Source organism: Spirilliplanes yamanashiensis, from assembly GCF_016863475.1.
GTDB classification, from domain to species: domain Bacteria; phylum Actinomycetota; class Actinomycetes; order Mycobacteriales; family Micromonosporaceae; genus Spirilliplanes; species Spirilliplanes yamanashiensis.
Map to the genome: position 1 here is coordinate 22832 of NZ_BOOY01000007.1, position 12975 is coordinate 35806.

At 77.1% G+C, this 12975-nt stretch carries 10 protein-coding genes; 7 read left to right on the forward strand and 3 right to left on the reverse strand.

Annotated features, from left to right (window positions below; all coding sequences use genetic code 11):
* Window positions 1–126: 126 nt before the first annotated feature.
* Window positions 127–945 carry a universal stress protein gene (locus Sya03_RS06400; protein WP_203937250.1) on the reverse strand — a complete coding sequence of 273 codons (819 nt, stop codon included), beginning with the start codon at window positions 943–945 and terminating at the stop codon, window positions 127–129.
* Window positions 946–1191: 246 nt separating this feature from the next.
* On the opposite strand from Sya03_RS06400, the gene Sya03_RS06405 reads away from it, so the two are divergent.
* From Sya03_RS06405 to Sya03_RS06420, 4 genes are read left to right on the forward strand one after another with little or no spacing between them, the layout of a single operon-like run.
* Entirely contained in the window at window positions 1192–2367 is a 1176-nt protein-coding gene (locus tag Sya03_RS06405) for an NAD(+)/NADH kinase (protein ID WP_239107171.1), read from the forward strand.
* Window positions 2360–4018, forward strand: a complete 1659-nt coding sequence (locus tag Sya03_RS06410; RefSeq protein WP_203937252.1) for an NAD(P)/FAD-dependent oxidoreductase — start codon at window positions 2360–2362, stop codon at window positions 4016–4018. Before Sya03_RS06405 ends, Sya03_RS06410 begins: the two co-directional genes overlap by 8 nt.
* A complete protein-coding gene (locus Sya03_RS06415; RefSeq protein ID WP_203937253.1) occupies window positions 4015–5445 on the forward strand; it encodes an ATP-binding protein in 1431 nt (476 codons plus the stop codon). Before Sya03_RS06410 ends, Sya03_RS06415 begins: the two co-directional genes overlap by 4 nt.
* A 51-nt stretch (window positions 5446–5496) precedes the next feature.
* The gene (locus Sya03_RS06420; RefSeq protein WP_203937254.1) at window positions 5497–8736 is read left to right on the forward strand and encodes an ATP-binding protein; all 3240 of its coding nucleotides are present in this window, start codon (window positions 5497–5499) and stop codon (window positions 8734–8736) included.
* Here the strand turns inward: Sya03_RS06420 and Sya03_RS06425 are convergent.
* Window positions 8726–9436, reverse strand: coding sequence for a hemerythrin domain-containing protein (locus tag Sya03_RS06425; RefSeq protein ID WP_203937255.1), 711 nt, complete (start codon window positions 9434–9436; stop codon window positions 8726–8728). The two genes, Sya03_RS06420 and Sya03_RS06425, sit on opposite strands and share 11 nt — an antisense overlap.
* A gap of 86 nt (window positions 9437–9522) precedes the next feature.
* Between Sya03_RS06425 and Sya03_RS06430 the strand changes: the two genes are divergently transcribed.
* Window positions 9523–10428, forward strand: a complete 906-nt coding sequence (locus Sya03_RS06430) for a pyridoxamine 5'-phosphate oxidase family protein (protein WP_203937256.1) — start codon at window positions 9523–9525, stop codon at window positions 10426–10428.
* A 1-nt stretch (window position 10429) separates the two neighbouring features.
* Here the strand turns inward: Sya03_RS06430 and Sya03_RS06435 are convergent, their stop codons facing one another.
* Window positions 10430–11686, reverse strand: coding sequence for a carbohydrate-binding protein (locus Sya03_RS06435; protein ID WP_203937257.1), 1257 nt, complete (start codon window positions 11684–11686; stop codon window positions 10430–10432).
* 139 nt (window positions 11687–11825) lie between these two features.
* Here Sya03_RS06435 and Sya03_RS06440 point away from each other — a divergent pair, with 139 nt between their 5' ends.
* A complete protein-coding gene (locus tag Sya03_RS06440; RefSeq protein ID WP_203937258.1) occupies window positions 11826–12284 on the forward strand; it encodes a cysteine dioxygenase in 459 nt (152 codons plus the stop codon).
* Window positions 12278–12718 (forward strand): rhodanese-like domain-containing protein, encoded by a 441-nt coding sequence (locus tag Sya03_RS06445; protein ID WP_370872083.1) that lies wholly within the window; start codon window positions 12278–12280, stop codon window positions 12716–12718. Before Sya03_RS06440 ends, Sya03_RS06445 begins: the two co-directional genes overlap by 7 nt.
* Window positions 12719–12975 lie beyond the last annotated feature (257 nt).

Consider the following 12975-nt stretch of genomic DNA (forward strand, 5'->3'; position numbering starts at 1 on the left):
ACCTCCACGACGATGGGCGGATCCGCGCACGCGGGCAGCGGATCACGCGCCCCCGCCGCGGCTGCGGTCATCGTCACATCGCCGAATTTCGATGCGCAAGGTGTCGGCCCTGTTGCGGCCGCAACGTCACCGTTGCCGGACCACCAGCACGGGCGCCGGGGCGTGGTGCAGCACCTGGTGGCCGGTCGCGCCGAGCGTCAGGCCGGGGAAGCCGCCGGCGCCGCGGGCGCCCACCACGATCAGCTGCGCCCGGCGGGCGGCGTGCAGCAGGGCGGGCACGGCCGCCTGCGGCACCGCCACGGGCTCGGCGGTGACGCCCGGGTGCTTCTCCCGCCACACCGCCAGCGCGTCGTCGAGCGCCGCGGTCTCGCGCGCCACGTCGGCGTCGCCGGCGTCCGGGCCCAGCGCGCGCAGCACGCGCAGCGGGGCGTGCCGCTCGTCGGCCGTGTCGAACGCGGCGGCCAGGGCGGCGTCCGCGGCCGCCGAGCCGTCGACGCCGACCAGCACCGGCGCCCCGCGCCGCCCGGGCGCGGGCGGCCGCACCACGGCCACGGGGCAGGTGGCGTGCGCGGCCACGGTGGCGGCGACCGAGCCGAGCGAGGCGCCCGGCAGCCCGCCCAGGCCGCGGCGGCCGAGCACGACCAGGCGCGACCGCTCGCCCCGCTCGACGAGCGTGGCGGCGACGGCGGCGGGCACCGCCTCGCGGGTCACCCGCACGCCCGGGTGCAGCCGGCCGGCGACGCCGACAGCCCGGTCGAGCAGCTGCTCCGCCCGGTACAGCGCGGGCACGTCCGGGCGCTCGTGCGGGCCGGGGGCGTCGTGCACCGGCCACGGCGAGACGAACAGCAGGTGGACTCCGGCGCCGGTGCGCCGGCCCTCCTCGAGCGCCCAGTCGACCGCCGCGTGCGCTCCCGGGGAGCCGTCGTACCCGACCGTGATCCGCATGGCCGTCACCTTCCTCAGCGTTCCGGTACAGCCAACCGTCCCGGCGCCGTCCGCGGCATCGGCGGATGGCCCGGAACCGGACGGACGATCGGGGCGCTGCGCGAACCGGACAGGGGTACGCGTCCGGGGGACAACGGCCCGCGGAGTGCGTCGGTGCGACCCCGGGGCGCGCCCTCGCCACGGCGCGCGCGGCGTGCAAGGGTTGGGCGTCGGCCCGAACCCGGGGGAGGGACTGTTGCCGTGGGCATGATCCATGTGGTGGGGCTCGTGCTGCACCCGCGCCGCGACTGCGCGCCCGCCGTCGAGGCGATCCTGAGCTGGGCGGCCGACCGCGGCGCCACCGTGCTCGGCCTGCCCGAGGAGATCGGCCGCATCGACTGCGCCGCCGAGCCCGTCGGCGTCGACGAGCTGGTCGAGCGCTCGCACCTGCTGGTCAGCCTCGGCGGCGACGGCACGATGCTGCGCACCATGCGCCTGGTCGAGGGCCGCAAGACGCCCGTGCTCGGCGTCAACGTGGGCCGGCTCGGCTTCCTCGCCGAGGTCGACCTGCCGGACCTGTCCGCCGCGCTGTCCGCGATCGACGACCACGCCTACACGATCGAGCCGCGCACGGCCGTGCGCACCGTGCTGCCCGACGGGCGCGAGGTCTCCGCGTTCAACGACATCGCGCTGGTCCGGGTGCCCGGCGACGGCCTCGCCGCCGTCGGCCTCACCGTCGAGGGCAAGAGCTTCGTCCGGTACGCCGCCGACGCCGTCATCGTGTCCACCCCGACCGGGTCCACGGCGTACAGCTTCTCGGCCGGCGGCCCGATCGTCTCGCCGAAGGTGGAGGGCCTGCTCGTCGGGCCCGCGTCGGCGCACTCGGCGTTCAACCGCATGCTGGTCATGTCGCCCGACGAGGAGCTGGTGCTGGAGGTGCTGCCCACCTCCGGCCGGCTCGCCGTCGAGGTCGACGGCATCGTGCAGGCGCACGTCGAGGCCGGCCACCACCTGCGGGTCGAGCCGATCCCGGGCGCCGCCCGCGTCGTCCGCCTCGGCCGCACCACCTTCTACGAGCGGGCCCGGCGCAAGCTGCAGGTCGCGGGCAGCGCCCAGGTCGGCGCCGGCGACGCGGCCGACGCCATGGTCGTCGACAGCTTCGAGCAGTCACGGTACGAGGTGCGCATCGGCGGCGAGCTGGCCGGCACCCTCGACTACCGGCGCCGCGACGGGTTCGTGGAACTGCTGCACACCGAGATCGACCGGACGTACGAGGGGCAGGGCCTCGGCGGCCGGCTGGCCGGGGGCGCCCTGCGCGCGCTGCGCGCCCGCGGCGAGAAGATCACGGCGACCTGCCCGTACGTCATCGGCTATCTGGAACGCCATCCCGAGCACGCCGACCTGCTGGCGGCCCGGCCGGAGGGGACCACCGCGAATGGGTAAGCCCGCGATCCTGACCGTCGACGACGACCCGGGGGTGTCCCGCGCCGTGGCGCGGGACCTGCGGCGCCGGTACGGCGAGGAGTACCGCATCCTGCGGGCCGCCTCCGCCGCCGAGGGCCTGGAGGTGCTGCGCGAGCTGAAGCTGCGCGGCGGCCGGGTCGCCGTCATGCTGGCCGACTACCGGATGCCCCAGATGAACGGCATCGAGTTCCTCGAACAGGCCATGGACGTCTTCCCGCAGGCGCGCCGGGCGCTGCTGACCGCGTACGCCGACACGGACGCCGCGATCAGCGCCATCAACGTCGTCGACGTCGACCACTACCTGCTCAAGCCGTGGGACCCGCCGGAGGAGAAGCTCTACCCGGTCATCGACGCGCTGATCGAGGCGTGGCAGGAGGCCGGCGACCGCGAGGTGGAGGACATCCGCGTCGTCGGGCACCGGTGGAGCGTGCCGTCATTCAAGATCCGCGACTTCCTGGCCCGCAACCTGGTGCCGTACCGCTGGTTCGGCGCCGACGAGCCGGAGGGTCTGCGGCTGCTGGAGGCGGCCGGGCGCGGCCCGGAGTCGGTGCCGCTGGTGGTCACCGCGGACGGCGCCGCCCTGGCCCAGCCGACCACCGCCGAGGTGGCCGAGGCGGTCGGCCTGTCCACCGCGCCGGGCCGCGACTTCTACGACCTGGTCATCATCGGCGGCGGCCCGGCCGGGCTGGGCGCCGCCGTGTACGGCGCCTCCGAGGGCCTGCGCACCGTGCTGGTGGAGAAGCGCGCCATCGGCGGGCAGGCGGGCCAGAGCTCGCGCATCGAGAACTACCTCGGCTTCCCCGACGGCGTCTCCGGGGCGCAGCTCACCGAGCGGGCCCGCCGGCAGGCCGGCAAGTTCGAGGCGGAGCTGCTCACCACCAAGGACGTCGTCAGCCTGGCGGCGCGCGGCCCGGCGAAGGTCATCACGTTCGCCGACGGCTCGGAGATCTCGGCGCACGCGGTGCTGCTGGCCACCGGCGTCGCGTACCGGCCGCTGGAGGCGGCGGGGGTGGCCGAGCTGACCGGCCGGGGCGTCTACTACGGCTCGGCGTCCACCGAGGGCCCGGCCTGCCGCGACACCGACGTCTACATCGTCGGCGGGGCCAACTCGGCGGGGCAGGCGGCGCTGTTCTTCGCCCAGTACGCCCGCACCGTCACGCTGGTGGTGCGCGGCGCCTCGCTGGAGAGCTCCATGTCGTACTACCTGATCCAGCAGCTCGCGGCGATCGACAACATTCACGTGCGCACCCGCACGCAGGTCGTCGGCGCGCACGGCGACGAGCACCTCGCCGAGATCACCCTCAACGACGACAAGACCGGCACCACCACGACCGTGCCGTGCGGGTCGATGTTCGTGTTCATCGGCGCCGAGCCGCGCACCGACTGGCTCGGCGACATCGTCGCCCGCGACGACCGCGGCTTCGTCTTCACCGGCCCCGATCTGCTCACCGACGGCAAGCGCCCGCGGGGATGGGATCGGGACCGCGATCCGTTCTACCTGGAGAGCAGCGTTCCCGGCATCTTCGCCGCCGGCGACGTGCGGGCCGGCTCCGTGAAACGGGTGGCCTCCGCCGTCGGCGAGGGCGCGATGGCGGTGACGCTCGTGCACCGGTACCTGGAGGCACCATGAGCGGCCTTGACCCCGCCGAGCTGAGGACCCTGTTCCTCTTCGAGTCGCTGACCGACGAGCAGCTGGCGTTCCTCGCCGACGCCGGCCGCGTCGAGCAGCACCCGGCCGGCGCCACCATCTTCCCCGAGAACGACCCGGCGACGTGCTTCTACGTGCTGATGTCCGGCACGCTGGCGCTGACCCGCCGGATCGGCCAGGACGACGTCGAGACGGTGCGCACGGACCAGCGCGGCGTCTACATGGGCGCCACCCAGGCGTACCTGCGCGACGACGACGGCCCGCCGCGCGTCTACACGGCCACCATGCGCGCCGTCACGGACACCACGTTCTTCGTGCTGCCCGCCGACACGTTCCAGCAGATGATGCGCACCTGGTTCCCGATGGCCATCCACCTGCTGGAGGGCCTGTTCTTCGGCATGCGCAGCACCCAGGCCATCGTGGGGGAGCGGCAGCGGCTCAGCGCGCTCGGCTCGCTCACCGCCGGGCTGATGCACGAGCTGAACAACCCGGCCGCCGCCGCCGTGCGCGCCACCGGCGCCCTGCGCCAGCGGGTCGCCGGCATGCGGCACAAGCTCGGAATGCTCGCCGACGGCCGGATCGACCCGGCGCAGCTGGTCAAGATGGTCGGCCTCCAGGAGCAGATCATCGAACGGGCCGCCAAGGCCAAGCCGCTGACGGCGCTGCAGGCCAGCGACCTCGAGGACGAGCTGGGCGACTGGATGGACGAGCACCGCATCACCGGCGGCTGGGACCTGGCGCCCGTGCTGGCACAGGGCGGCATCGACGTCGAGTGCCTGGACGACATCGCCGAGACGGTCGGCCCGGAGCTGCTCGACGGCGCCATGCACTGGATCGGCTACGCGCTGGAGACCGAGCAGCTGATGACCGACATCGAGGACGCCACCGAGCGGGTGTCGAACCTGGTGACGGCGGCGAAGGCGTACTCGCAGCTCGACCGCGCGGCGCACCAGTGGATCGACGTGCACAGCGGCCTCGACAGCACCCTGGTCATGCTCGGCCACAAGATCGGCAAGGAGGGCGTCACGGTCGTCAAGGACTACGACCGGACCCTGCCGCAGATCCCCGCCCACGCGGGCGAGCTGAACCAGGTGTGGACCAACCTCATCGACAACGCCGTGCAGGCGATGGACGGCTCAGGCACCCTGACGATCCGCACCGCCCGCGACGGCGACCGCGTCCTCGTCGAGGTGTGCGACACCGGCCCGGGCGTGCCCGAGGAGCTGCGCAAGCGCGTCTTCGAGCCGTTCTTCACCACCAAGCCGGTCGGCGCGGGCACCGGCCTGGGCCTGGACATCTCGTACCGGATCGTGGTCAACCGGCACGGCGGCGACCTGCGCCTGGAGTCGGCGCCGGGCGACACCCGCTTCCAGGTGCGGCTGCCGGTGAGCGAGTCGCCGTCGCGCTGACGTCCGCTCGGCCGACGCCCGGCGGGGGCCGCGGGGCCTAGGCTCGCAGGCGTGCGGGTGGCGGTTCTCGGTGCGGTGTCGGTGTGCCGCGACGGCGCGCCCGTCGACCTCGGCGCGCCCAAGCAGCGGGCGCTGCTGGCCGCGCTCGCCCTGCACGCCGGGCGGCCGGTCACCGCGGGCGCGCTGATCGACCTGATGTGGGGCGACGACGCCCCGCCCGCCGCCGCGGCGTCGCTGCAGACGTACGTGGCGGGCCTGCGCCGGGCGCTCGAACCGGGCCGCCCCGCCCGGGCCGCCGCCACCGTGCTGGTGACCACCCCGCACGGCTACCGCCTCGACCTGCCCCCGGACGCCCTCGACGCGCACCGGTTCACCGCCGCCGTCGAGCGGGTGCACCGCGCCGTCACGCCCGCCCCGCCGGCGGCCGGGGTGGGCGGCCTGCTGCGCGACCTCGACGCGGCGCTCGCCCTGTGGACCGGCCCCGCGTACGCGGACCTGCGCGACGACGGCCCCGTGCCCGCCGAGCGCGCCCGCCTGGACGAGCTGCGCCTGGTCGCCGTCGAGGACCGGGCGGTGCTGCGGATGGCGCGCGGCGAGCACGCCGCCGTCGTCGCCGACCTGACCGCCGCCGTGCGGGAGCACCCGCTGCGCGAGTCCCTCGCCGGGCGGCTGGCCCTGGCGCTGGCCGGGTCGGGGCGCCAGGCCGACGCCCTGGAGCTGCTGCGGTCGCTGCGCGAGCGGCTCGCCGACGAGCTGGGCGTGGAGCCCGGCGCGGGGCTGCGGGCGGTGGAGCTGGCCGTGCTGCGCCAGGAGGCGGACGGGCCCGCGCCGCCGGTCGCGCCGGTCGTCCCGGCCGCCCGGGCCGGGGAGTGGCCGCTGGTGGGGCGGCGCGCGGAGCTGGCCGCGCTCGGCGCGCTGCTCGACGACGCCGCCGCCGGGCGGACCGCCGCCGGGGTGCTCGTCGGGGAGCCGGGCGTCGGCAAGAGCCGGCTGCTGCGTGAGCTGACCGCGGCGGCGCGGGGGCGCGGCCTCGCCGTGGCCGTCGGGCGGTGTTCGCAGGACGACGGCGCGCCGCCGTACTGGCCGTGGCGCGGGGTGCTGCGCGACCTCGGCGCGGACCTCGCCGCCCTCGGCGCCCCCGCACCCGGCGGGCCGGACGCGGGCGAGGGGGCCCGGTTCGCGCTGTGGGAGGCCGTCTGCGGCGTCCTGCGCGCGCACGCCCCGCTGCTCGTCGTGCTGGACGACCTGCACTGGGCGGACGCGTCGTCGCTGCGCCTGCTGCGGCACGTCGTCGACACCCTGCCCGCCGGCGGGCTCGCCGTCGTCGGCGCGCGGCGGGCGCTGCCCGAGCCCGCCGGGGCGCTGGCCGAGCTGGGCGAGACCCTGGCCCGGCACGGCGCCGCCCGGATCGCGGTGGGCGGCCTGGCCACCGGCGAGGTCGGCGAGCTGTGGCGGGCCGCCACCGGCGCGGCGACCGCCCCGGCCGCCGCGGAACGCCTGCGCGACCGCACCGCCGGCAACCCGTTCTTCCTCACCGAGCTGCTGCGCGCCGCGCCCGGCGGCGACGTGCCGGACGAGGTGCCCGCCGCCGTCGGCGACGTGGTCGGCGGCCGGGTCGCGCGGCTGCCCGCCCCCGCCCGCGAGCTGCTGCGCGCCGCCGCCGTCGCCGGCCGGCGGTTCGGCCTCGACGAACTGGCCGCGGCCGCCGGGCGCCCGGCCGAGGCCGTCCTGGACGACCTGGAGCCCGCCCTCGACGCCGGGCTGGTGGCCGAGGACGACGCCGGGGCGTTCCGGTTCTCGCACGCCCTGGTCCGCGACGCCGTCTACGCCGCACTGTCGCCGGCCCGCCGCGCCCGCGCCCACGCCGCGCTGGCCGCGCCCCTGGCGGACGCCGACCCTGCCCGGGCCGCCCACCACTGGCTGCGCGCCGGGCCCGCGCACGCCGGCCGGGCCTGGCGGGCCGCGGTGCGGGCGGCCGGGTCCGCGTCGGCGGTGCACGCCTGGGAGGAGGCCGCCGCCCTGCTGCGCGACGCCGCGCTCGCGCAGCAGACCGCCGGCGCGACCCCGCTGGAGCGCTACGAGGTGCAGGTGGCCCTGGCCGACGCGTGCCGCTGGGCCGGCGACCGGGCCGGCGTCGACAGCGCGCTGCTGGCCGCGGTGGCGCAGGCCCGCGCCCTCGGCGACGTGGACCGCGAGGCGCGCGCCGCGGCCGGCTCCGTCGACGGCGCCGTGTGGATCGTGCGCCCGCACGGGCTGGTGCTGCCGGAGCTGGTCGCCGCGCTGCGCGACGTGCTGCGCCGGCTGCCCGCCGCCGACTCCGAGGCCCGCTGCCGGGTGATGCTGGCGCTGGCCGCGGAGCTGTACTTCGTGGACGCCCCGCGCGAGCGGGAGGCCCTCGTCGAGCAGGGCCTGGCCGTCGCCCGCCGGCTCGGCGACGCGGACCTGCTCGGCTGGGCGTACGGGGCCGCGTCCCTGGCGACGGTGCGGCCCGCCACCGCGGAGGCCCGGTACGGCTACGGCCGCGACGCGCTGGCCGCCGCCCGCACGCCCCGCCAGGAGGTCGCCGCGCACACCATGCTCGCGTTCGCCGCGCAGGAGACCGGCCGCATCGACCGGATGTGGGAGCACCTGGCCGCCGCCCGGGCCGGGGCCGAGCGGATGCGCCTGGCCTCGGTGCTGGTCGGGCTCGGCTGGCTGGAGGTGCCCTGGCTGGGCCTGCAGGGCCGGTTCGCGGAGGCGGAGCAGCTGTTCGGCTACACGGTGCAGCAGATGCAGCGCACCTCGATGCCGCAGTCCACCGAGACGCCGGCCGGCACGGCGATGGCCCTGCGGATGGCGGCCGGCGCCGTCGACGCCACGATGGTGGCGCAGATGCAGGCCCTCGCCCCGGTCAGCCCGCTGCCGCTGGACGCGTCGATCGTCGTGCTCATGCTGCGCGCCGGCCTGACCGCCGAGGCCCGCGCCTGGCACGCCGCGCACGGCATCGACCTCTCCGCCGACGACTGGTTCGCCCTGCTGAACACCTGCCACGCGGCCGAGGCGGCGTACGGGGTCGGCGACGCGGAGCTGGGCGTGCGGGCGTACCGGTGGCTGGCCCCGTACGCGGGGCGGCCGTGCTGCGCGTCGGCGGCGGTGGCGCTCGGCCCGGTCGACGGCTACCTGGCGCTCGCCGCCGCGGCGGCCGGCGACCGCGCGGCGGCGGACCGGCACGCCGTGGCCGCCCGCGCGCTGTGCCTGCGCTGGGGCATCCCGCTGGCGGCCGACCGGCTGGACGCGACGCTCAATACCTGAACGCCGCCCGCTCCCGCCGCTCGAACGAGTGCCGCAGCACGTGCCGCCCCAGCATGATCAGCGGCCGCGCGCCGGGCTGGGCGGCGAGCCGGCGCACGGCGTCGGCCGGCAGCCGGTGCAGCACCCACGGCAGCACGCCGAGCGTCTCGCGGAGGCTGAACTGCCCGCGCGCGCTGCGCTCCTCGAACGCCACCCACTCCGCCGCGCCCAGGTGGCGCTGGATGAGCGGGAGGGCGTCGCGCTCCTCGTGCGCCAGGTGCTCGCCGAGGCGCTGCCGGGCGGCGACGAGCCGGATCTCCAGCCCGGCCCGGGCGTCCTCGTCGGGCCCGGCGGCGAGCGTGGCGATGCCGGCGGCGCAGGCGTCGAGCAGCGGGTCGATCTCGCCGTGCTCGGCCGCCATCGCGGCGAGCACCGCCCGGTCGGCCGCGTCGACCCGGGCCAGCAGCAGCGGCCACAGGTGGGCGTCCTCGATGGTGTGGTGGTGGTGCAGGTAGGTGGAGAACCGGGCCCAGCGCTCGCGCAGCGCCACCCACGTCGCGGTGTCGGCGGCGGGCGTGCGCTGGGCGGCGCCCGCGAACGCGGCCAGGTCGCGGCGGAACGCGTGGTGCATCGCGTACATGGTGGTGAGGTCGTTGGGGCCGGGGGCCACGGCGGCCTGGCCGGGCAGCAGCAGGGGCGCCGTCGTCGGTGTCGTCGTCATGGCCGCCACGGTGCCGGGGCCGGCTCGGCGGCCACTGGAGACGCGTCTCCAGTGGTTCTCCAGTGGGGCGGCGCAGACTGCCCGGCGTGAACACGATGACGCTCACCGGGGATGTCGCCTCGGTCCTCGACGCCTACCGCACCTGCGAACTGCTCACCGTCGGCCGCGACGGCACCCCGATCGCGTGGCCGGTCGTGCCCGTCCGCCGCGCCGACGGCACCCTGCTGGTGACCACCTCGATCGGGCTGCCGCAGAAGGCCCTCAACGTGCGCCGCGACCCGCGCGTCGCGCTGCTGTTCTCCGACCCGACGGGCAGCGGCCTGACCGCCCCGCCGCAGATCCTGGTGCACGCCCACGCGACGTGCCCGGACGAGATCGTCACCGCGGCGGGGCCCGCCGCCGACCAGTGGCGTCTGCTGGCCGAGCGCCAGCCGTCCTCGTCGGCGTACCCGCGGTTCGCCCTGACCCGCCGCCTCATGGACTGGTACTACATGCGGCTGCTCATCACCGTCACGCCGGTCGCGGTGACGACCCGGCCGCCCGCGCCGGCCGGCGGCCCGATGGCGGCGGCGGCCGTGCCGGGCGGCGGCCCGCCGGCCGAGGCCGCGCGGCGGCTGCCACGCTTCACCAGCGGCGTCGTGGCCGCCTTCGACGAGTCCGGCGCGCCGACCCTGGCCCGGGTGCGCCCGGCGGTGGCCGGCGGCGCGCTGCGCTTCACCGGCCCGGCGCTGCGCCCCGGCCGGGCGAGCCTGCTGTGCCACTCGCACGACGCGAAGCTGTCCGGGCTGCGCGCGTTCGTGGTGACGGGCGAGCTGACCCGCGACGGCGACGGCTGGCTGCTCACCCCGGACCGGTTCGTGCCGGGCGCGGACGGGCTGAACCCGCTGGACATGGTGCGCGCCATCCGCCGGATGCGGGCCACCGCGGCGCGCTACCTGCAGCGGCGCGGGCTGGCCCGGCCGCAGATCCCGTGGGAGCAGTACCGCTTCTAGGTCAGGCCACCTGCCACAGGCCGGGCACGCTGACCGGGTCCCAGCCGGGCAGGGAGACGTGCGGCGACGTGCACCGGTACGTCTTGCCGGTGAACGTCACCCGGTCGCCCGCGGCGTAGGTGGTGAACGGCGTCCACGGGTCGGCGGCGGCCGGCGGGGGCGGGGGCGGCGGCGCGGGGGGCGCCGTGGTGGGCGGGGCGGTGGTCGGCCGCGCGGGCGGCTCGGTGGTCGGCTCGGTGGTCGGCGGGGCCGGGGGCTCCGTGGTCGGCTCCGTCGTCGGCTCCGTGGTCGGCTCCGTGGTCGGCTCCGTGGTCGGCTCCGTTGTCGGCGGGGCCGGCGGTTCCGTCGGGGGCTCCGTCGTGGGCGGGGGTGCGGCGGCGCAGGCGCCGTCGTCGCGCCACGCGCGGCCGTCGTCGTCGGGGCGGTCGCCCGTGGTGTCGCGGCGCGCCGTGTACCGGTGCCCGCCGAAGGTCACGGTCGTTCCGCGCTCGTAGCCGACGGACTCGTCCCAGCCGCCGGTCCCCGCGCAGTCGACATCACTGCGCAGCACCGCGATGCGGTCGACCAGCATGACGGGCCGCCCGTCGCCGGACACCCGCAGCGCGAGGGTCATGCCGCGGCCGGTGAGCCGGTCCCAGTCGTCGGCGTCGACCTGGTCCTCGCGGACGGTGCGCCGGTCGACGCCGTCGACGGAGAAGCGCAGTTGCTCGGGGGAGACGCTGCGGTCGTGCTCGACGGCGTAGGTGTGGAAGCCGCCGTCGGCGGGCTCGCCGCCGTCGAGCAGGTCGTCGCAGGGGTCGCGCCGGTCGGTCTCGCAGCGCAGCGCGGAGGTGACGCGGCCGTCGTCGGCGCGCAGCACGTCCCAGCGGGTGTCGCGCTCGCGCCGGTCGTCGTCGAGGAGCCGGAACCGGGCCTGGTAGCGCTCGTCCTCGGGCAGCGCCAGCACCGCCTCGACGCGCAGCCGGCCGCCGGGGGCCGCGGAGAACTCGCGCAGCCCGGTCAGCTCGCCGCGCACCTCCAGGCGGCCGCGGCCGTCCTTTGCGGCGGCGCGCCGGTCGCCGTCGCTGCGGTCGCGCCAGCGGGCCGGATCGGGGTCGGCGCCGGCCGGCCCGTCGAAGTCGTCGCTCCACGCGACGCTCCACGCGGGGGCCGCCGGGGAGGAGGCGTCCGCGGTGCTGCGGGTGACCAGCCAGGTCACGGGGACGGCCACGAGGCCCGCTGCCGCGACGGCCAGGTAGACCCTGTGCCCCGTACCCATGAACATGGCTAACTGTCTTAACAGTGCGTCACAGGCCTGTCAATCATCGTAAATGCAGTAGTGCCGTTGCACGGAAAAGCATAGTCGACATGTAGGCTTTGTAGGGAACGCCGTCCCGTCGTCCCTGGCAGGAGCCCAGATGACCGATTTCCACGCCCTCGCCCGACGCTGGGCCGCCGACCCGGACGCCTGGCCGGTCGCCCCGCGCTTCAACGCCGCCGAGCGGTGGTACCACCGCCTCGCCGCCACCGACGACCACGAGGTCTGGTTGCTCACGTGGCTGCCCGGCCAGGGCACCGACGTCCACGACCACGGCGGCTCCGCCGGCGCCCTGCACGTCGTCTCCGGCGCCCTTGTCGAGGACACCGTCACCCTCCCGGCCGCGGGCCGCGCCCCGCGCGTCGCCGTCCGCGAGCTGACGGCCGGCCTCGGCCACGCCTTCGGCCCCCGCCACATCCACCGCGTCACCAACCGGTCCACGACCCCGGCGGTCAGCATCCACGTGTACGGCCCGGCGCTGCGCTCCATGACCCGCTACCTGCTCGGCCCCGCCGGCCTGGCGGTCACCTCGGTGGAACGGGCGGGCGTCCAGTGGTGACCCACGCCGTCGCCCCACCGCCCGTCGCGCCCCCCGGCTCCCGCGGCATCGACGAGATCCTCACCGCCGCCCGCGCCCGCCTGACCCGGCTGGGCCCCGCCGAGGCCCACTGCGCCCAGCGCGCCGGCGCCGTCCTCGTCGACATCCGCCCGGTCGCCCAGCGTGCCGCCCACGGCGAGATCCCCGGCGCCCTCGTCGTCGAACGCAACGTCCTGGAATGGCGCTTCGACCCCCGCAGCCCCGCCCGCCTCGGCGTGGCGGGCAGCTACGACCTCCCGCTCGTCGTGCTGTGCCAGGAGGGCTACACGTCGTCGCTCGCGGCGGCCGTCCTCCAGGACCTCGGCCTGCACCGCGCCACGGACCTCGACGGCGGCTTCGCGGGCTGGCGTGCGGCGGGCCTGCCGATCCTGGCGCCGCCGCTGCTCACCCCCTGACCACGTCGGCCGCCGCCGGGGTCTCGCGCCGGCGCACGTCTGGCGCCGCCCGCCGGGATGGCCGGCGCGTGTCCACTCGGCCACCGAAGCCTGCCGCCGGCGCGCGGGTGTGACGGCCGGGGCCGATGCCATCGTTGGGCGCACGCGACCTCGGCCGCCGGGTATGTCGCTCGCGCCCGTCCGGTGCCGGTCGCTCGCCGGGGCCCGTGCCACGCGTGCCGCTGGTGCCCGCCGCCGCGCGAATGCCCTCGGGCGCT